Raw genomic sequence first — 21,150 nt, 5'->3', positions numbered from 1 at the left:
TTAGTTAGTTAGTTAGTTAGTTAGTTAGTTGTTTTCTTCCTTTATTGCAGATTGTTTTTATTGTCGAAGATTTTTCTATTGTGGTTTTGGCCGGTGACTGGAGCGTTGCAGGGGAAGGGTGGTTGATTGGACTGAAAGGATATCTTAGTATTGCTTAATTACTGATGATTTAATAAGATTTGCAGCGTATTGGCTCGAGTCCTCTTCCCTCTAGTAAAAATTACTTTCTAAAACTTCTTTTAGCAGCGGGAAGAATTCCTTATCTAGCCAGATTATCTTGGATTATTACAGTTCCAGTTTAGTTGAATGACGCTCTAAATTTTACAGGTGACTGATGTGTTTTAATTTTAAAAAGCTTACTGAAGGATTGAGGATGTTCAAAACCCAGCTTAAAAGCAATCTCTGATACCGACAGCGATGTTGAGCTGAGTAAGTTTTTAGAATGCTCAATTAGTTTGTTCTGAATATATTGTTGTGTATTTTCTCCTGTAATTGAACCAAGAAGATCACTTAGATAACGAGGAGATAAATTCAATTTAGTACTCACATAATCGACAGATGGAAAACCATTTTCTAAACTGATATCTTTTATAAAGTATTCATCTAATAAATTATCCAACGCAGTTATGATGTCATGATTTATATTTCGTCGTGTAATGAATTGGCGATTGTAAAAACGATTGCTGTAATTCAATAGTAATTCAATTTGAGAAACCAAAACATCCTGGCTAAAATGGTCCATATTGTTTTTTAATTCAATGAACATCGCCTTGAATAAATTACTTATAATTATATTTTCTTTGACAGATACGAATAAGCCTTCAGAAACAGCGTAGGAAAAAAAGCCATATTGGTTTATAGAACTGCCTAGTGGATAACTTCGTATAAAGTCGGGATGAAAGTACAATGCGTACCCTTCATAGCTGTCTTCATTATCTGGTGAAGTTATGATTTGTTTAGGTTTTAAAAAGGCCAAACCTCCTTCCTCAAAATCGTAATAGCCTTGTCCATATTTTACACGTCCTTTAAAATTGGTTTTAAATGAAATTTTATAAAAATCGATGCAGATTTTCTGGTTCTTTTCAAATGCAGTAAATGATGTCTTATCATAGTTCACCAAGGCAATAAGAGGATGTAATGGTGAGGGCTGTCCAAGGTGCTGCATCAATTGAGAAATGCTTGAAAAGGTCTTAATATTTGAGTTATCTGGTTTCATTTTATCATAAATGTACAAAATAATTTTAGATGTGCCAGGCAGAGTTAATTCTGTACAGCAGGACGAATGACAATGTCGCCTATCTCAACGTCTGAAGGCTGTTCGATGGCATACAATACTGCATTTGCAATTGCATTTGGACTAATAGCCATTTTTTCCATATTTTCTTTAATTAGAAATTTCATCGAGTCATTCTTAATGTTATTTACAAAATCAGTTTTAACCACTCCCGGAGAGATTCCTGTAATGCGTATTTCGCCGTTCGACTCTTGTCTAAATGCTTCGGATATGGTGCGTACTGCATTTTTTGTGCCGGCATAAACACCTTGCATTGGTACAATTTTTATTCCAGAAGTTGAAATGATATTGATAATGTGTCCGGATTTTTGCTGTTTAAAAGCAGGAATTGCAGCGGCCATTCCATAAAGCACCCCTTTAATATTCACATCAATCATTTCTTCCCAGCCCTCAATATCCAAATCATCAATTCTGCTTAGTTCGCTAATGCCGGCATTATTTATAAGCACATCAATTCTATCGTACATGCTAAGTGCTCTCTGAATTAGAGCATGCAAGTCTTCTTTTTTCTTAACATCGGTAACCCGATACTCTGCCTCTCCGCCTGTTTTTTTTATTTGTTCAGCCAGCAGGGCAAGTTTTTCTTGTGTGCGGGCACCCAGTACAACCTTAGCGCCGTGTTCGGCAAGTTTTAGTGCAATTGCTTTTCCAATTCCGCTACTTGCTCCAGTAATTACAACAATTTTCCCACTTAGTTTTTTTTCAATCGCAGTCATTTTTTATTTTTTTTATGATGAACTGCAAAATTCGCATGTTGTGTTTTTTTCGATGTAGTCAAATTGGGAAATAATGTAGTCAAGTCGGTCTATATGATATTAGGGTGGTGGATTTAAGCAGAGTCTCCTCTGCAGGTGTTATGGAAATTTTTAATATCATTCATGACCGATTTTTATGCTTTTTCTATAGATCTACAATTATCATGATTAAACTAAAGACATTTATCAATTACAGGCTTCTTTACAACAGCAAATAAGAAATTGAAATAGTAATGTTTCGAACTTGAGCCTTTAAATTGTTTCATAGAGTAACTATAAGTTCTTGTTAAATCTAAATGCATCGATTGTGCATCTACTTTAAGGCCAGCATCATATGTAAAGCTATTGCTTAATTGGCTGCTGATTGTGAAACTCTTCTATCGTTAAGTTTTCGAGAGCAGAATGTCTTCTGCAGGTGTTGTAAAAGTTTTCTATATAATCAGTTATAGATTTTTTTGCTTTCTCTCTAGTATTATATTTACTTTAGTATCCCCTGATTTTTTACTGCTTCAGATAAACACTGCCTAAGCTTTTAGTCGCAAAAAAGGTATCAACTCCACGCCGGAAAGTGCACCGATTCTGCACCTTTTATTTTGTGAGCATTTATAAATATTGAAAACTGCCCATAAAGCAAAAAAGCCAGTAAATCATCGGATTTACTGGCTTTAAGACATTTTTTAAGGCTTTTCGAAAAGATTGAAAACTTTAAGTTTTCCGGCTTTTCGACCTTTTGGTGGGGAGAGCAGGATTCGAACCTGCGAAGTTCACACAGCAGATTTACAGTCTGCCCTCGTTGGCCGCTTGAGTATCTCCCCTCAGCTTTGTATTGTTGCGCTTTGTTGTTCTAAGCGGTTGCAAAGATAGCAACGTTTTCTACATTTGCAAACAAAAAAAGCACTTAATTTTAAGTTATTTTAAAGTTATTTTTTAATTCATTGGAATTGAATAAAATAAAAAAAGGCTAATCAGCACTTTTTTTTAATTTATTTAATAAAATAGGATTATTCTTAATGTATAATTGTTGGTTTTTTGTTTTTTACACGGTAGATTTAACTTCAAAATAATTGATTTTCCTCAAAAATCACGAGTAAGTTGATCAAAAATTCTGTTTTATATTTTTATTAGTGGTTTTAAAAAATTACGGAAACAATCTTAAGCTGAAGATCGTTTTATAGGTCTTTTTTAAGCGTTCTTTTGCTTTCTCTAAGAAAAAATGTACTGAATTTCGTTCGCTATAAATGAATTTAAACGGACTTTAATTAAGATAATTAGAACTGCTGTTATTTTAAATTTATTATTCATATATAAAACAAAAAAAAATCTCCACTAGGGAGATTTTTTATTTATTCTGAAAATGGTATTATTTAGCTAAAAGCTCTACTATTTTTGCTTTCAATTCTGGACCTCTTAAGTCTTGAGCAACCACTTTTCCAGATGCATCAAGAATAAAAGTTGCAGGAATCGATTCAACATTATATTGCTTGGCAATTGGCTCGTCCCAAAATTTTAAGTTTGAAACGTGTGTCCAAGTTAAACCATCTTTAGCAATTGCTTCTTTCCATTTTGCAGCATCTTTATCTAAAGACACTCCAATGATATTTAAGCCTTTTGAATGCAGTTCTTTGTAAATAGCTACAACGTTAGGATTTTCTTGTCTGCATGGTCCGCACCATGAAGCCCAGAAATCTACGATTGTTACTTTACCTAAACTTTGTTTTAGCGAAACTACCTTTCCTTCTGGATTCGGAGCCGAAAAATCTGCTCTTCATTTAGCACTGCCTACTGGTGCAGCTGTAGCTCCAACAGATGGCATTTTTGCTTGGCCAAATCTCGTTTTAATTTCTTTTCCAGGAGTAGTTGTTTTCAAAGACTCATCTAAAGAGTTGTAAAGGCTTTCTAATTTTTTAGTATCAGCTGCTGGATCATTCAATAAATTTTGAATAAGTACAACTGTAATGTAAGATTTTGGATGGCTTTCAGCATAAGTATAATATTTCTTTTTGCTGTTTTCTCCAACTTCTTTTTGGATTTCCATGTATTGTTTCATCAAACTGTTGATAACTGCTGTATCTTGAGCTTGTTGTGCTTGCTGCATTTTTTGATTATTCTTTTTCTGAAAATCAATTAAGCTTTTTTGAGTTTTTGTAATATCTTCAATGAAAGATACATACTCGTCATTATTGTAAGTTCCAGAAACTTTAGATTTTTGGATGCTGTCTTTGTCAATTGTAACTTTAATTTCTCCTGTTTCAAGAATTAATGGAATAGGACCATTTGCTCCTTGTAAAATCAAAGTATGGAAAGCTGGTTCAGTTACTTTTCCTTTTATTTCAAATTTTCCGTTTTCAACTTTTACTGTATCAAGAGAAACAGGCATTCTTGTAGCAGGATCTGCACCTTGTAAAATAATAGTTTTTCCGTTTTCAATTCCTGTAGCTGTACCCGTAATTAGGTATTCTCCATCTTTAACTTTGCTGCAAGAAATGATAGCTGCAGAAGCTGTAAGTACAAAAAGTATTTTTTTCATTATAAAAAATTAATTAGTTAATTGATTTGTGCAACAAAAGTATCTAAAATTATAAAACATACAGAATTTTGGAACCTAAAATTTTGTTATAGTTTTTTTTGATCTAAAACTCATTAAATCAGTATGTTCATTGTTGTTTTTTGATTGAAAGTTTTTAATTAGAAACGTATTTTAAATCAGTCTATTCAAAATTTTATTTTTTTTGCATAAAAAAAGCGCTCGTTTAATAGAGCGCTTTTTTATGAATATAGTGTTTTAAAACTATTCTTGATTTGTTTTCTTTCTCCAAGTAAAAGAGTTTAAGATATGTCTTTTTGCAAATCTTCCAGGAGAATCAGCATTTACCATCTTAACGTAAGTTGCTTTAGGAACACTAATGTATTCGTATACACTTCCGTTAGAAAAGTCAATGATTAAACGACCTTCAACAAATTTATAATCTGTAATTGTACAAGTTGAAATTGTTTCTGTGTACTCAGGTAAATTAAGTTTAATAGTATCAGGGTGAATGCTTACTAAAAAGTGGTAAGCTTCGATGATAGTTTTACTTTTTTCTTCAGCAGCTTTTAGACCAGCGTCATCTCCTTGAAATTTATCAGGATGCGCTTCTTTCATTGCATTACGATAAATTGTTTTTAACTCTTTTAACTCTGCAGTTTTTTCTACGTTTAGTAACTTGCGGTATTCAACTATTTTTTTCATAAATAAAAGGTAACTACTTGTCTATTAGTTTGAAATCGATATTAATTAGTTCAAATCGACAAATTTTTTGCAAAGGTACACTTTTTTTTAACTTTTTAGTTTTGATCGAAAAAATATTCGTTACGGAATCGTTAAGAGTTAATGGAAATTTGATATCCTGATCGTTTTTTTAACCACAAAGCGCACAAAGAGTTTTATAAGATTCTAAGTAAAACAAAAACACAGAGTTCGCAAAGCTTTGTATTGATAAAGCTTCGCGAACTCTGTATTTTAAACATCATTTAGATAAAAAAACTTTGCGTTCTCTGCGTTAAAAAATTAAAAGTTCCAACCTGAAACCTGAAACCTGAAACAAAAGAACTATTCTGGTTTATGATTAGCCTTATCGAAGTTTCTTGATTTCTTTGGATATTTATTATAGCTGATATCGCTTGGGTTTTCGATAATCGATTTTATAGTAATCCAATCGCCTACATTAAAGTTAGATTGAACCATTTTATAATCTAAAAGATATTCGCCACAGAAATAATTATTGTTTTCATCTTTTTCTATAATACCTGTAAAAACTCCTTTTTGCGGCATTTTTTGTTCTAAATCTTTAGACATCTTCTTTTATTTTGAAATTACAAAGCAAAGGTAAGCAATTAATGTTTGTTTTAGGGAGTTCCGCACAATCTGAGTATATTTGCAGCATGCAGAAAAACTTTAAGCCACATCCTAATTCTTTTAAAAATACATTTTGTGCCTTTAAGGAAGTGCTTCCAAATGAAATTGAAGGTTTAAAAAAGCAGTTTGAAAGTAAAGCAGGAAGTTCCTATTATTATACAGAAGCAGGAATGTACCGTGTTTCCAATCATTGGGGAAGATTGGCAAACAGTAAATGGCGTTTAATAGCTAAAGATCCTGAAACAGAATCGAAAACTAAAATTGGTTTTGCCAAATGGGAAGAATTTTATCCAGACAATGCCGAAGAAAAACTATACTACATAAAAGCCGATTTCGAAAAAAATCTTGCCAATTATGAGCACAAAAACAACCCAGAATATGATGGGAAACCTGTGCTTCGAACAAGTTTTGAAACTACTAAAAGATTGAAACAAATAAGAAATTTGCAGCAATTAACTTCGTGGGCAAGGCATTTTAATTATGATGATATTGATGAATTGCGAAAGCAGATTATAACAGAATTGATTTTTACCGAAAAAACGTTAGAACAAATTAAAAGAGAAATATATGGGACGTAATAACGAACGCAATATCAAGAAACACAATGATAAATTGCACAAAGCCCAAGCAAAAGCAAAGCAAGCCGAAATAGCCCGTAAAGAAAAGCTAAAGGAAATTGTAAAGAAATTTAACGAAAGTAAAAACGAAGAGTAAATAAGTTTTTAAGTTTCAGGTTTCATGTTTCAAGTTAACGTTTGGAACATGAAACATGAAACCTGAAACTTGAAACAAAATAAAAACAAGAAAATATATGAATAGTAAATTCGAAACCTTAAAAGCAAGCGTACAAGAAATTATCGATTTGATCGCTGCAAAAAATGACAGAGAAGCAAACAATAAATTATTGGAAGTAAGCGAAACATTAGACGAAATGATTGATTTTGCTGAAGAAGATGAAGAAGTGAGAGAAATCACTCGTTATCAGGTTTTGTTGAACCAGCTTCATGTGAAAATTAATGGAGAAGAACCAGTCGATGGAGAATAAAATATGCTTCTGCGATACCGGTTTACTGTTCGAAAACTGCTGCGGATTGTATTTGAATAATAATCAAAAAGTTCCATCTGCACTAGCTTTAATGCGTTCGAGATATTCGGCTTATGCTTCTCATAATGCAGATTATCTTTTAGAAACAACTTATATTTCAGAAAGAAAATATTATTCAAAACCAGAAATTTTGAGATGGGCAGTGGCTAATAAATGGCAGAAACTTGAAATATTGAGTTTTACAGAAAACACAGTAGAATTTAAAGCACACTTTTTAGATTCAAATAATATACCCCAAGTACATTATGAGTTTTCCACTTTTAAGTTTGAAAATGGATCATGGTACTATGTGGACGGAAAATTTGAATAATTAACAGATCTAACATTGTTAATTATAGGTTTTGCTTAAATATTTTAACTAAAAATTAATAAACGATTCGTTTTTCATAATTCTAAAAAGACGTAATTTTAGATTTATGAAAAACGAATTTAAAAAAGGCTTTTACTTTAAGACTTACGAAGCTCCTTTTCAGTCTCCGTTTGACAAACTTTTTACTATTTTTAAAGAGTTGATCACCCATACTTCGGGCGATTTTGACGAAGCTATCAGCTGGCTTCGGGAACTGGACATCGAATATAAACTTACCGACGAAAATTATACCATCGACGATTTTATTGAGGATCTTAAGAAAAAAGGATACATCAGAGATGAAGTTAAAGACGATGGAAGTCCTGGATTAGGAATAACTGCAAAAACTGAAAGAGCAATAAGACAACAGGCTTTAGATCAGATTTTTGGAAATCTGAAGCGTTCAGGAAGCGGTAATCATAAAACGAAACATGCCGGAAATGGAGATGAACACACGGGGGAATTCCGTGAGTTTAATTTTGGAGATGGTTTAGAAAGAATTTCTTTGACCGAAAGCCTTCGAAATGCACAGATCAATAATGGTGTAGAAAGTTTTATGCTCACCGAAAATGATTTGGTTGTCGAAGAAACGCAGTACAAAGCACAGATGAGTACGGTTTTGATGATCGATATCAGTCACAGCATGATTTTATACGGCGAAGACCGAATTACACCTGCAAAAAAAGTGGCAATGGCTCTTGCTGAATTGATTACAACACGATATCCTAAAGATACACTTGATATTTTAGTTTTTGGAAATGACGCTTGGACGATTCCAATTAAAGATTTACCGTATTTACAAGTTGGGCCTTATCATACCAATACAGTTGCAGGTTTACAGCTGGCAATGGATATCCTTCGCAGAAAACGAAATACAAACAAGCAGATTTTCATGATTACCGATGGGAAACCAAGCTGCGTTCGCGAACGTGATGGTTCGTACTATATGAATAGTAATGGTCTTGACGAATATATTGTGGATAAATGTTACACGCAGGCACAGCAGGCAAGAAAACTGCATATTCCAATCACAACTTTTATGATTGCCAGAGATCCGTATTTACAGCGTTTTGTAAATCAGTTTACAGAAGCAAATCAAGGAAAAGCATTTTATACTGGGCTGAAAGGTTTGGGTGAAATGATTTTTGAAGATTATGAAACGAATAGGAAGAAAAGGATTAAATAAAGGGGCAAAGGTTCAGAGGAACAAAGGTTCAAAGTTTTTTTCTGTAGAGACGCACTGCAGTGCGTCTATTTAGGTTCAAAGGTTCATAGAAGCAAAGGTTCAAAGGTTTCTTTGACAAAAAAATATAACGCTCACCAAATCAATATAAACAATCTATATTTCAATAAAATGGAAATAAATAATATAAAGACTTTAGGTCAATTAAAAGCCGCTGGATATAAAAGTACAAGCATTAAAGATGAATTGCGAAATAATCTTCGTGAAAAAATAAAATCAGGAAAACCTGTTTTTGAAGGCGTTCATGGTTTTGAAAATACTGTAATTCCAGAATTGGAGCGCGCAATTTTATCACGTCATAATATTAATTTACTCGGACTTCGCGGACAGGCAAAAACTCGTTTGGCGCGTAAAATGATCGAATTATTAGATGAATATATTCCGTTTGTATCAGGTTCAGAAATTAATGACGATCCGTTAAATCCGATTTCTCGTTTTGCCAAAGATCTAATTGAAGAAAAGGGAGAAGAAACACCAATTTCTTGGCTGCATAGAAGTGATCGTTTCTTCGAAAAGTTAGCAACTCCAGACGTAACAGTTGCCGATTTAATTGGAGACGTAGACCCAATAAAAGCGGCTAATTTAAAATTGTCTTATGCAGACGACCGCGTAATTCACTTCGGAATGATACCTAGAGCGAATCGCTGTATTTTTGTAATCAACGAATTACCCGATTTACAGGCAAGAATTCAAGTTGCTTTATTCAATATTCTTCAGGAAGGCGACATACAAATTAGAGGTTTTAAAGTTAGAATGCCTCTAGATATGCAGTTTGTTTTCACGGCAAATCCAGAAGATTATACTAATAGAGGAAGCATTGTTACACCTTTAAAAGATAGAATTGGGTCTCAAATTTTAACGCATTATCCTGAGAATATTGCTATTGCAAGAACAATTACAGAGCAGGAATCTAAATTAGATCAAAACCAAACGGATATTGTTTATGTGCCGAGTTTAGCCAGAGATATTTTAGAACAAATTAGTTTTGAAGCCCGCGAAAGCGAATACATCGATAATAAAAGCGGAGTAAGTGCCAGAATGAGCATTACGGCTTTTGAAAATTTAATAAGCACCGCAGAACGTCGTGCATTGATTTCAGGAGTTGATAAAACAACACTGCGTTTATCTGATTTTATAGGAATCATTCCAGCGATTACAGGAAAAGTAGAATTGGTTTATGAAGGAGAGCAGGAGGGAGCAGATGTTGTAGCCGAAAGTCTTATTGGTTCAGCGATCAGAACTTTGTTTCCAGAATATTTTCCTAAAATCGAAAAATTAGAAAAACCAGACGAAAAAACGCCGTATTCTGATGTTGTAGAATGGTTTTTTGCCGAAAGCGGTTTTGAATTACTAGACGATGCTTCAGATGCGGAATATAAAAGCATTCTAGATGAAGTTACTCCATTAGATGAATTATTAAAAAAATACCAGCCTCAACTGGCAAAAGAAGATCAATACTTTATGAAAGAATTTGTTTTGTGGGGATTGGTTGAATATAAAAAATTAAGCAAAGACAGATTTGCAAAAGGAAATCAGTTTAGAGATATTTACGGAAGTTATATCAGCAAATTTTAAACGAATTTTACTTGAAATTTTATCTGGTCTAACCGGTTTTTTAAAACCGGTTGGACCTTTTTATTTGGGAATAGATTACTTTTACAATCCAAATATAAATATATGTTATTCCTTATTCTAAGCATTTTATGCAGTGTTATTGTGGGTGTTGTATTTAAGATTTCAAGAAAATACAATGCAAATCCTTCTCAAATCATTTCTTTTAATTATATAACAGCCATTACACTCTGCTATTTTACTTTTGGCCCAGATCTTCAAACATTAGATAATAATGCGCCTTTCGGAATTTATACAGCAGTTGGAATTTTGCTTCCAATTGTATTTTTATTTTTGGCGCTTTCCATACGATTTATGGGAATTGCAAAAACAGATGCCGCGCAGCGATTGTCGCTTTTTATTCCCATTCTAGCGGCCTGGCTTTTGTTTAATGAGTCGTTCAATACCTATAAAGTTATTGGTGTTTTAATTGGTTTTGCGGCACTTTTATTCATTCTTAGAAAACAATCGGATAATAAAGACAACAAATGGATTTATCCTGCACTGGTATTATTCGGTTTTGGACTTGTAGACATACTTTTTAAGAAAATCGCTTTGTATACCGCAGTTCCTTATACAACATCTTTGTTTTTGGTTTTTCTAATTTCGTTTGCTGTTTCTGTGTTTATCGTGCTTTATAAAGTAATTATTCCAAAAGAAAAATTAGAAGTTAAAAATATTCCTTTCGGAATGCTGGTTGGAGTTTTCAACTTCGGAAATATATTATTCTACTTAAAAGCCCACAAAGCATTTGCCGAAAATCCATCGACAGTTTTTGCAGGAATGAATATGGGGGTTATCATTCTTGGAACTATAATTGGAGCATATTTCTTTAAAGAAAAACTTTCTAAAACCAATATTTTTGGTTTGTTTCTGGCTTTAATTGCTATCATTTTTATCTTTATTTCACAATTGCAGTAATTTTTTTCAGGCTTTAATCCGTTAATTTACAGTTGATTTAATGTTATGTTTTTAATTGACTGAAAATAAACTCGACTAATTCTATAGAATTTATAAATATAATTTGTAGATTTGCCTCAACAATGAAAAACTATAGCCGAAATATGAAAACGTTTTTTCCATGCAGCTTTGCGATGTGCTGCATGATGAACCGCGTTTTGAAATGGCGTTAATAGAGAAAGTACTTGTTAGTTATTTTTTTTTTTAGCCTTTCATTGCACCATGAAAGGCTTTTTTTTGAATTATTTAAAAATGAAGATATGAGAACCAATAGAAATATAAATATTTTGATGCGCTGCTGTTTAATAAAGATTCCGTGTTGCATGTAGCAAAGGAATAAAGCAGATAAAAATCTTCATAAAGAGATATAAACTTAAAAAGTAACCCAAAACTAAAAACTATATATTATGAGTTCAGAAATTATAAAACATAATCCGTTTCAATCGATGATTGACCGCTTTAATATTGCTGCAGATATTTTGAAACTAGATGATTCTATTAGACAAAAACTGCAGCGGCCAGAAAAACAAATTACTGTAAACTTTTCTATTACTTTAGATAATGGAGACGTTCAAAATTTTGAAGGTTATCGAGTAATTCACAATACAGCTTTAGGCCCTTCAAAAGGAGGCATTCGATATGATACCGCTGTTAATCTGGATGAAGTAAAAGCACTTGCCGCCTGGATGACCTGGAAATCTGCTGTAACCGGAATTCCGTTTGGCGGTGCTAAAGGCGGCATTATCTGCGATCCTAAAAAGCATTCTAAAGCAGAATTAGAAAAAATTACAAGAGCTTACACAAAAGCTCTAGCGGATATTTTTGGACCAGAAAAAGATGTTCCAGCTCCAGACATGGGAACAGGACCAGACGAAATGGGCTGGCTGATGGATGAATTTTCAATAGTACACGGGAGACCCATTCATGCTGTGGTTACAGGAAAACATCTTCATTCTGGAGGATCTTTAGGCAGGGTAGAAGCGACTGGAAGAGGCGTAAGTATTATAAGTCTGCTGGCTCTTCAAAAATTGAAAATCAGACCTGCAAGAGCTACTGCAGCTATTCAAGGTTTTGGAAATGTCGGACTGCATTCGGCTTTATTTTTATATGAAAAAGGAATAAAAATTGTTGCTGTTAGTGATGTTTCAGAGGCTTTGCATAATCCAGACGGAATTAATATTCCAGAACTGATTTTGTATTATAATTTGAATAATAAAACGATAAAAGGTTATCCAAACTCAGTTGCCATAAAACACGAAGATTTATTGCTTTTAGATGTTGATGTACTGATTCCGGCTGCAAAAGAAGATGTTATTACGCATAAAAATGCTGGTGATGTGCAGGCAAGAATTATTGTTGAAGGTGCCAATGGACCCGTTTCTTCAGATGCAGATCAGATTCTGCATGATAAAAATATATTAGTTGTTCCTGATATTTTAGCCAATGCCGGCGGTGTTACCGTTTCTTATTTCGAATGGCTTCAAAATTCACTTTTGGAGTCTTGGAGAATCCACCAGATCAATACACGTTTGGAGGATATTTTAGAAAAAGGTTTTGATACTGTTTTTAGAGTTGCAGTAAAACACGATGTAACACCTCGTATTGCCGCTTATATTATTGCTTTGAAAAAAGTAGCCGAAACACAATCTATAAAAGAGATTGCTGTTGAAGCACCGCAGTTTAAGCAGAATTAATCAGGTTTACCTTGAAAAGATCATTTTCGTTAATTACGTTTTTTGTTTCCCTAAAAGCGCAATTAATGGAAGTGTCTTTTTGTTTGATGTGTTTAATGAGAATTTTGAATCGAAAGTGTTATACAAATGAAAAATATTAATTTTCTGGCATTTGCCATGCCGGCCTTTTTTCTTTTTTTGTTTTTGGAATATAAACTTGCTCAGCGCAGAAAAAGGCCTGAAATTTTTAACTACGAAAGTTCAGTTTCTAATATCAGTATTGGTATTGCAGAGCGTTTAATTAACTTATTTATTGCAGCTAGTTTTTATCAGCTGTATTATTTAATTTATGATGATTATAGAATATTTGATATTCCTAGTAATGTTTTTGTTTGGTTTGCCCTCATTCTTGCTACCGATTTTGTCTGGTATTGGTACCACCGATTAGGGCATGAAGTAAATTTTTTCTGGGCGGCGCATATTGTGCATCATCACAGTGAAGAATTTAATTTTACCGCTGCGGCCAGAATTACAACTTTTCAGGCAATAATTCGGACGGGATTTTGGTGTGTGCTTCCCTTTGCTGGGTTTCATCCCACGATGGTAATTACGATGCTGATTGTGCACGGAGCATATTCTTTTTTTACCCACACACAGCTTATCGGTAAAATAAAATGGCTCGAATATGTTTTTGTAACACCTTCTGTTCACGGAGTTCATCACGCATCCGACGAAAAGTATCTGGACAAAAATTACGGAGATATGTTTACGTTTTGGGATAGGATTTTCGGAACTTTTCAAACCGAAGAAGAAAAACCAAAATACGGATTAACACATCCGCTGAAAAGCTATAGTTTCTTGTGGCAGCATTTTCATTATTATTTTGAAATTTACGAATTATGGAAACGCTCGAACGGATTTAAAGCTCGATGGAAAGCCGTTTTTGGAAGTCCGGCCCATATGGATCAGGATATTCGTCCAATTCTGGAAAAGCGTTTTCTTCAAGATAAAAGTAATCCGCATCAAAGACTCCGATTTAAAAATTACCTCTATATACAATTGGGAATCTGTACTTTGGTATTAACCGTTTTTACCTATTATTTTGATTATTTAGAAATATACGATAAACTGTTTGTTCTTTCTTTTATTACCATTACTTTAATTAACTGTGGTGCTTTATTAGAACAGCGAAAATGGATGTACTATCTGGAATATACGCGACTCGCAATGATTTCAACTTATTTTTTATACGAAGAAGACTTAATTGTGTTTTTCTTTGTTCCAATTGCATTCATGATTTTTGTAGAGCAATTGTTTTCATTGAGTAAGATTTATCAGAATACCATTTTGCAGTTGGAGCCAGCAGAATAAATTTTTTCAGCCACGAATTCACGAATTATTTTTTAATTTCTATTCGTGTAATTTTACCGTGCACAAATTTCACGTATCATTTTGAAATAAAAATTCGTGAATTCGCGGCTAAAAAAACTTAGAACCTTAGCATCTTTAAATAGTTTTAATCTCCATAATCTTCTGTTCAAAAGTATCTTTAAAATCAGATTTACTCTTGATTCTGGTTTTGTAGGTATAAATTGTAGCCACAGAAAGTTCTAAGAATTCTGCCATTTGATTACTGTCTTGAATTCCCAATCGGTATAAAGCAAAAATTCGTAGTTCGGTGTTTAAAAGTTCGCCTTTCTTTACAACGCATTTATGATCGGGCGGAAAAAGTTTGTTGAATTCCGTGACAAAAGTGGGAAACAATCTCAAGAAAATCTCATCAAACTGATGGAACAGATTTTCTCTTTCTTCCTTTACATTGTAACGCTTCAAACTAGCAATAACTTCATCTGTTTTTTTGGTGATAATTTTATGAAGCGTGCTTTTTTGAATATGATCTATTTTATTAATGAAAGCCGAAGTCGCCTTAATAAAATACGTAATATATTCTTCTTTTATAGCATTGGCTTCACTTAAACTCACATTCATTTCCTGTAATTGCAGATAAGAAGATGCCATAATTTTTCTTGCTTTATTCTTCTCCTTCAATTGTTTAAAAATAATTCCCAAAAACAGAAAAATAATAACCGTAAGAATCGTCAAGAGAATAATAATTTTTTCCAGTTTGTCATTTTTGTCTTTTACGTTGTTCAATTGTGCTTTTTCTATAATTGGCAGAATGGTTGAAATTTCAATTTTTCGATGTCTGGCATTATAAAAAGTAGCGTCGTCCATCGCGATATTGATGTATTCATTGGCTTTGTCCAAATAACCCATTTTAAAAAGTTCATTCGCCAAATTTCGAAGCGCAACAGTTTCTTTTGTCGCATTTTTGACATCTGCAATAGCTGCAAGTGCGAGATATTGAATGGCTTTTTTAGTATAACCTCGTTCTGAATAAATATATCCAAGACTCGAAGTCGCAATTCCGTAATATTCCGCAGGCAGATTGTAGTTGTTTATCCAATAACTAAAAGCGAATTCAGCACCGCGCCAGTCTTGCTGTTTCAAACGTTTCAAGCTTTCTGCTGCCCAATATTCGTTTGTGTTAGTTCCGATTAATTCCAATGCCTTTTTTAAGAAATGATTTCCCTGCTGTACATAATGAATGTTAAAACGCTGATCACGATTGTAATCGGCTAAATCATAATACGCTCGGGCTTTTATATTATAGTATTCAAATTTATTTCGAAGATCCAGTTTGCTATCGTCGATTACATTCAAGGTATCAATTGCTTCTTTAAAAAGCCCTGAAGAAAGGAGAACAAAACCTTCCTTGATGCGGCTTTTAGACAAAAATTTAGGATCTTTTAGAACTTTTGCTTTGATCTTAGATTGTTCTAAATAATAATAAGCAGAGTCGTATTTGAAAGATTTATATTCGTCAAATAGTGATATATAACAATTGTAAAGCTCCTCGTTGTTTTGATTGAGCGTGAATTTGGAAATATTTTTCTTTAAAGCTTCAATTTTTCGATATTTCTGTTTCAGGTAAACATCTTTCTTCAAGAGTACCTGATCTAATTCTTCTAAGTATGGATTTTTTTCTTGCGCAATTAAAGAAAAGCTTCCAATGAAGAAAAACAGTATCAATATTCTTTGCATGATTTGATTTTGGTTTAGGGTAAAAATGATTGTTTGATATAGTTAGTGAATCGTATTTTAAAATTAAAAATAAGTTTGAAATTTTACGAAAGCTAATTTTTAGAATCTATTAAATTGTTTAACAACACCGCTTTAGAAGGTGGTTTTGAGATAAAAATAAGCTGTAAATGTTAAAAATGGATAATTTATTTGCAATTATACAATAAAATGATCTTATATATATGTATAGTGAAAAAAATATACTCATTATTTTACATATTGTCATTTTAACCATTAAAAAACTGCCAATTTTGATCTAAACACCATCTTGATTTTTTGGTTTTAAAATAAATATAAACATTTGATTTATAATTATTTATGTTTAAATATCTGTGATTTTAATCTTGATTTTTCTCAGATATTTTTTTTAAGATTTATTTAACTTCTAGCTTCGCTCTATCCTTTTGAAGGGGGTAACAAACTAACAAAAACCAAAATTTATGAAATGTAAAAGTCTTTATTGGTTAGCTTTTATTATGTGTTTTTTTGCGCTTAGCTGCGACAACACAGAAGATGGAAGCTACGTAGATCCGATTACCATTTATGAGAAAGTAAATGGGAATTGGCAATTAGCAAATCTGAAAATGGTTGATGAAGTTGCGAAAGCAAATAAGATCGAACCAAATGAAGAAAACTTGAGTACCTATTTCAACTACGAAGATTTTAAAATAAACTTCAGCGTAGACGAAAAAAAACAGCCAACAACTTATGAAGTAACTGGAAATGTCCCTCCATTATTTGCTCCAAAGGGTTACTGGTCGTTAAGCGCAGCTTTTCAGCCGACTAATTCCGGCGCAACAAAAATCTACTTGTACAGCGATGCGCAAAAAACTCAAAAAACAGATGAGCTTCGATTGATGTCCGTTCCAGGAAAAAACGATGAAATGCAGCTTCAACTCACGCATTCTTCAGACGGAGTAGATTTTGTGTCTTATGTATTTAAATTAAATGCTATTAATTAAAAAGTAATATGAAAAAGTTTATATATACAATTTTACTTGCCTTGTTGATGGCTCCTAATTTTATTCAGGCACAAGAGGCCGCTGGAGCTGTGGGGCCAATGTCATCTTATCCTGTTGTATACAAATACGATGAACAAGTTACTTGGTATTTTGATCTTTCGGCAACCACATTTGCTGAAAACGAAAATTTATACATCTGGATTTGGTCGCCATCTGAACCAGATGCTGGAAATTGGGAAAACTCTTCTGAATTTGCCAAACTTAAGTACGAAGGAAATAAAATCTGGAGTTTTACTTTAACTCCAACAGTTTATTTTTCTAAGACTTCGGCAGAAATTGCAGCAAGCGCTGGTTTTTGGTTTCGTTTAAAAAACAAAAACGGATCTAAGCAAAGTGATGTGGCGAATATGTCGTACACTGATTTCTCTTCATTTTATACTGCAAGCGAGGTAATCAGATCGTACCCGACAAAACCTTTAATCGATAAACCAGTTAGTATTTTATTCAACTCTAATTTGAAAGATGGTTTTGCAGGCGTTGAAAGTGTTCATTTTCATAGCGGATTAAACAATTGGGCAGTTTTACAAGAATATCAAGCATGGCTTCCAGATGTATCTGAAAAAACAAAATTAAAAGATCTTGGAAATGGTTTTTACAGAATGGATTTAATTCCGCAGCAATATTACAATCCGCCGGCAGGTTTTGTTATGGAAAACATTACGTTCCTTATGGTCGCAAAAGACTGGACAACAAATTCTGGCGACCAGATTATTTATGCCGGAGAATTTATTCCGCCGCCACCGCCGAGTTTTAGTTTTTTCCCATTACAAATCAGTCAAAAGGATTTTCTGGGAATGTCTAGAAAGAATAATGAACCAGGTGTAAACAAATTAATCTACACTATTACAGCCGGCCCAAAAACATTCTCGGGTGAGTTTTCTGGAGGAACTGCAGAAATAAAAGGTTTTGTCAATTTAGTTTCTGAACTAAACGGAATTTCGAATTTGAATGAAATTCATGTTTTGGTAAAAGATAACAAAGACAAAACGATTTCAGACACCACTATGCCGCTGAAAACCTTAGATAAATAATTCACTATTAAATTAAAACACCAATTCTAATGAATAGTAAAAATAAAAAAAGCGTCCTGCATCAAATGTGGACTGCTAAATCGGCGGTATTGATGATATTTATGCTTTTTCTCTCTGCGGGGATTTTTGCGCAGGCGAAAAAACAAATATCTGGAACCGTTTATGACAATACTGGTACTGTGCTGCCGGGAGCTTCTATCATTGAAGTAGGAACAAAAAACGGAACTACAACAGATTTTGACGGTAAATTTAGTCTTCAGGTAGCCGTAGGAAGTGCAATTGAAGTATCCTTTATCGGTTCAACAACCCAAAGAGTTCAGATTACTGGAACAACTTCTAATCTTGAAGTACGTCTGCAAAATGATGGTTATACATTGGCAGAAGTACAAGTGGTTTCTGTAGGTTATGGTAAAGTAAAAAAATCAGATTTAACGGGAGCTATTTCAACTGTTGGAGCCGATGATTTAGTAAAAGGAACCATTTCATCAACCGAACAAGTTTTACAAGGAAAAGTAGCAGGATTAAATATTATTCGTCCTTCTGGAGATCCTTCCGCGGGTTCTACAATACGACTACGTGGGGGAACTTCTTTAACAGCAAGCAACAGTCCGTTAATTGTGGTGGATGGTATTGCAGGTGTGGATATTAATGTCGTACAGCCGGCAGACATTAAATCGGTTGATGTTCTTAAAGATGCTTCTGCAACAGCTATTTATGGTTCTAGAGGTGCAAATGGTGTAATCATAATTACGACTAAATCTGGAACTAAAGGAGTTTCTGTAACCTACAGCGGCTTATCAAGTTTTGGTTACGCTGCCAATAATTTAGATCTCTTATCAGCCAATCAATGGAGAGGTTATGTGCGTGAAAATGGATTAGCAGATGCTGTAGATTATGGCGGAAACACAAATTGGCAGAAAGCAATTGAGCAGACCGCAGTTTCGCAGTCACATACTTTAAGTATTAATTCTGGTAAAGCAGACAGCGGTTTTAGAACTTCGCTTTCTTATCTAAACAATGAAGGTCTTATTAAAAGATCTGGTTTGGAAAGAATCAGCGGAAACGTAACAGCTTACCAATTTCTAGGAGATAATAACGATGTAAAATTTGATATGGGTTTATTTGCAAATATCGATAAATGGCATCCTATCGATTATAGAATTTTTGAAAGAGCTTACAACTTAAATCCAACAATTCCAGTTTACAATTCTGATGGTGAGTTTTCTGAAGTAACTGGAAATATTTATCAAAATCCAGTTGAGATTTTAACCAACAGAACAATTGATAACGAGAGACACAGATTATTAGGTTATTTTAAAACAGATGTCAAATTCTTAAACGATTTTACCGCTACAGCTAATATTTCATTAGAACATAATGCCGTAAAAGGAGGTTCCTACAAACCATCGTATGCCGTTATGGAAGGGCAGACAGAAGGCGGTTTTGCGCAGAGAAGTTATGGCGAATATACAAATGCACAAGGAGAACTTTATGTCAACTACAATAAAACCTTCGACAAACATAACGTAAGTGCTTTGGCTGGATATTCTTACCTGCAAAATATTTACGAAGGTTTTGGAGCACAAAGAGGCGGTTTTGTAACAGATGCTTTCAGTTATAACAATTTAGGGGCTGGTTACAATTATCGTTTGGGTGATGTTTATTCATACAAAGGGAAATCAAATTTAGTTTCGTTTTATGCCCGCGCCAACTACGGTTACGACGGTAAATATTTATTGACTGCCACTGTAAGACGTGACGGATCAAGCCGTTTTGGAGAAAATAATAAATGGGGAACTTTTCCTTCTGCATCTGCAGCCTGGAGAATTTCTAACGAGGCATTTATGGAATCTTCAAAAGGATGGTTAGACAATTTAAAAGTTAGGGTTGGTTACGGAGTTACAGGAAATCAAGATGGAATTGGCGAATACAAATCGCTTTCTATTTTGGGAGTTGGAAATGACAGTTACTACGATCCAATTACTAAAACTTGGAGTTTGGCTTACTCCCCAAAACAAAATCCGAATCCTGATTTGAAATGGGAATCAACAGAGCAGATAAACGTTGGTTTTGATTTCGGTCTTTTCAATAGAATTACAGGATCATTCGAATGGTATTCTAAAACAACAAAAGATTTATTATACACTTACGAAGTGCCTCAGCCTCCTTATTTAGTAGGAACTATGCTGGCTAACGTTGGTGAAATGTCAAACAAAGGAGTTGAACTTACTTTGAATGCAGATATTGTAAAAGTAGATAAGTTCAATTGGAATGCGAATTTGACACTTGGTCATAATGTTCAAAAAATCGAAAAACTTTCAAACCCAACGTATAAAACAGATGTTATCTACAGCGGATCTCTGCACGGTTTAGCAGGAATGTCTGGACAATATTCTCAAATTATTGCCGAAGGATATCCAGTTGGAACTTTCTGGGGATTTAAAAATGCTGGTTTAGATGCTGATGGAAAAATTCAATATTACAACGCTGCGAATGAAGTTGTGGCAGAAAGTGCATTGGTTGATGCAGACAAAAGAGATTTAGGAAATATCCAGCCAGATTTAACTTTAGGTATCGGAATGAATTTTACTTATGAAAATTTTGATCTTGGAATTTCAGGCTACGGAATGTTTGGGCAAAAAGCATTAAATGCAACCAATATGATGTTAAACGATCCAAACAGGTTGCCAGCTTTTAATGTGCCTGATGACTTTTTAAACAGCGGTATAACATCGGCACCAAAGTACTCTGATTATTGGATTGAAGATGCCTCATTCTTTAGACTTCAAACCTTATCATTGGGTTATACTTTACCATTGAAGTATAAAAAATCTAAAGTTAGATTCTATGTCATGGGAGAAAACCTATTTGTAATTACAGGCTACAAAGGTGTAGATCCAGAGATTGGTCTAAATGCTCAAGACGGTATTAATCAAACGGGAGTAATGGATCAAACGGGATTAGCCGCTCCTGGAATTGACAGGTACAATAATTATCCTCGACCAACTACAATTTCTGTTGGACTAAATTTTACGCTGAATAATTAAGCGAATTGATAACCATAAAAT

At 33.7% G+C, this 21,150-nt stretch carries 18 protein-coding genes, 1 tRNA gene and 2 pseudogenes; 12 read left to right on the top strand and 9 right to left on the bottom strand.

Annotated elements, in window-relative coordinates:
* Positions 1 to 298: 298 nt before the first annotated feature.
* The 8 genes and pseudogenes from HYN86_RS17855 to HYN86_RS17820 form a co-directional block, all read right to left on the bottom strand.
* On the bottom strand, positions 299 to 1,216 hold the full coding sequence (locus tag HYN86_RS17855; RefSeq protein ID WP_113679278.1) for a helix-turn-helix domain-containing protein: 918 nt from the start codon (positions 1,214 to 1,216) through the stop codon (positions 299 to 301).
* A gap of 44 nt (positions 1,217 to 1,260) precedes the next feature.
* Positions 1,261 to 2,010, bottom strand: coding sequence for an SDR family oxidoreductase (locus HYN86_RS17850; RefSeq protein ID WP_113679277.1), 750 nt, complete (start codon positions 2,008 to 2,010; stop codon positions 1,261 to 1,263).
* A 381-nt stretch (positions 2,011 to 2,391) separates the two neighbouring features.
* Positions 2,392 to 2,517, bottom strand: a pseudogene (locus HYN86_RS21300) (IS3 family transposase); the annotation flags it as partial.
* 263 nt (positions 2,518 to 2,780) lie between these two features.
* A tRNA-Tyr gene (locus tag HYN86_RS17840) sits at positions 2,781 to 2,864 on the bottom strand.
* Positions 2,865 to 3,409: 545 nt separating this feature from the next.
* A pseudogene (locus HYN86_RS21020) lies at positions 3,410 to 3,796 on the bottom strand (peroxiredoxin family protein); the annotation flags it as partial.
* 18 nt (positions 3,797 to 3,814) lie between these two features.
* A complete protein-coding gene (locus tag HYN86_RS17830; RefSeq protein ID WP_113679275.1) occupies positions 3,815 to 4,576 on the bottom strand; it encodes a DUF4369 domain-containing protein in 762 nt (253 codons plus the stop codon).
* A 261-nt stretch (positions 4,577 to 4,837) separates the two neighbouring features.
* Positions 4,838 to 5,278: a KTSC domain-containing protein gene (locus tag HYN86_RS17825; protein WP_057116261.1), complete on the bottom strand. Its 441-nt coding sequence runs from the start codon at positions 5,276 to 5,278 to the stop codon at positions 4,838 to 4,840.
* A gap of 360 nt (positions 5,279 to 5,638) precedes the next feature.
* Positions 5,639 to 5,884 carry a hypothetical protein gene (locus HYN86_RS17820; protein WP_113679274.1) on the bottom strand — a complete coding sequence of 82 codons (246 nt, stop codon included), beginning with the start codon at positions 5,882 to 5,884 and terminating at the stop codon, positions 5,639 to 5,641.
* A gap of 86 nt (positions 5,885 to 5,970) precedes the next feature.
* On the opposite strand from HYN86_RS17820, the gene HYN86_RS17815 reads away from it, so the two are divergent.
* From HYN86_RS17815 to HYN86_RS17780, 9 genes are all read left to right on the top strand, one after another.
* A complete protein-coding gene (locus tag HYN86_RS17815) occupies positions 5,971 to 6,522 on the top strand; it encodes a hypothetical protein (protein WP_113679273.1) in 552 nt (183 codons plus the stop codon).
* Positions 6,512 to 6,658, top strand: coding sequence for a hypothetical protein (locus HYN86_RS21085; RefSeq protein ID WP_095931643.1), 147 nt, complete (start codon positions 6,512 to 6,514; stop codon positions 6,656 to 6,658). Before HYN86_RS17815 ends, HYN86_RS21085 begins: the two co-directional genes overlap by 11 nt.
* Before the next feature lie 97 nt (positions 6,659 to 6,755).
* Positions 6,756 to 6,989, top strand: coding sequence for a hypothetical protein (locus HYN86_RS17810; protein ID WP_057116258.1), 234 nt, complete (start codon positions 6,756 to 6,758; stop codon positions 6,987 to 6,989).
* Complete coding sequence (locus HYN86_RS17805) at positions 6,961 to 7,359, top strand: YchJ family protein (RefSeq protein WP_230406391.1); 399 nt, start codon at positions 6,961 to 6,963, stop codon at positions 7,357 to 7,359. The genes HYN86_RS17810 and HYN86_RS17805 overlap by 29 nt, the downstream gene beginning before the upstream one ends.
* Before the next feature lie 106 nt (positions 7,360 to 7,465).
* Positions 7,466 to 8,584, top strand: a complete 1,119-nt coding sequence (locus HYN86_RS17800) for a vWA domain-containing protein (RefSeq protein WP_113679271.1) — start codon at positions 7,466 to 7,468, stop codon at positions 8,582 to 8,584.
* Positions 8,585 to 8,752: 168 nt separating this feature from the next.
* The gene (locus HYN86_RS17795; protein WP_113679270.1) at positions 8,753 to 10,216 is read left to right on the top strand and encodes an AAA family ATPase; all 1,464 of its coding nucleotides are present in this window, start codon (positions 8,753 to 8,755) and stop codon (positions 10,214 to 10,216) included.
* 102 nt (positions 10,217 to 10,318) lie between these two features.
* Positions 10,319 to 11,173 (top strand): EamA family transporter, encoded by an 855-nt coding sequence (locus HYN86_RS17790; protein WP_113679269.1) that lies wholly within the window; start codon positions 10,319 to 10,321, stop codon positions 11,171 to 11,173.
* A gap of 446 nt (positions 11,174 to 11,619) precedes the next feature.
* On the top strand, positions 11,620 to 12,906 hold the full coding sequence (locus HYN86_RS17785) for a Glu/Leu/Phe/Val family dehydrogenase (RefSeq protein ID WP_205334611.1): 1,287 nt from the start codon (positions 11,620 to 11,622) through the stop codon (positions 12,904 to 12,906).
* Positions 12,907 to 13,032: 126 nt separating this feature from the next.
* The gene (locus tag HYN86_RS17780) at positions 13,033 to 14,256 is read left to right on the top strand and encodes a sterol desaturase family protein (RefSeq protein WP_113679268.1); all 1,224 of its coding nucleotides are present in this window, start codon (positions 13,033 to 13,035) and stop codon (positions 14,254 to 14,256) included.
* Between the two features lie 135 nt (positions 14,257 to 14,391).
* Here HYN86_RS17780 and HYN86_RS17775 read toward each other — a convergent pair whose 3' ends face one another.
* Positions 14,392 to 15,990, bottom strand: coding sequence for a DUF6377 domain-containing protein (locus tag HYN86_RS17775; protein ID WP_113679267.1), 1,599 nt, complete (start codon positions 15,988 to 15,990; stop codon positions 14,392 to 14,394).
* A 479-nt stretch (positions 15,991 to 16,469) separates the two neighbouring features.
* Here HYN86_RS17775 and HYN86_RS17770 point away from each other — a divergent pair, with 479 nt between their 5' ends.
* Genes HYN86_RS17770 through HYN86_RS17760 form a run of 3 tightly spaced genes read left to right on the top strand, consistent with a single transcriptional unit; the run spans position 16,470 to position 21,129 of the window.
* Entirely contained in the window at positions 16,470 to 16,991 is a 522-nt protein-coding gene (locus HYN86_RS17770) for a DUF5004 domain-containing protein (RefSeq protein WP_113679266.1), read from the top strand.
* Between the two features lie 8 nt (positions 16,992 to 16,999).
* A complete protein-coding gene (locus HYN86_RS17765; RefSeq protein WP_113679265.1) occupies positions 17,000 to 18,082 on the top strand; it encodes a hypothetical protein in 1,083 nt (360 codons plus the stop codon).
* Between the two features lie 29 nt (positions 18,083 to 18,111).
* Positions 18,112 to 21,129: a SusC/RagA family TonB-linked outer membrane protein gene (locus HYN86_RS17760; RefSeq protein WP_230406390.1), complete on the top strand. Its 3,018-nt coding sequence runs from the start codon at positions 18,112 to 18,114 to the stop codon at positions 21,127 to 21,129.
* Positions 21,130 to 21,150: the final 21 nt, after the last annotated feature.

Origin of the sequence: Flavobacterium fluviale (genome assembly GCF_003312915.1) — a bacterium.
Classification (GTDB): domain Bacteria; phylum Bacteroidota; class Bacteroidia; order Flavobacteriales; family Flavobacteriaceae; genus Flavobacterium; species Flavobacterium fluviale.
The sequence above is the reverse complement of the archived record's forward strand: the minus strand, read 5'-3'. Positions and strand labels throughout refer to the sequence as shown.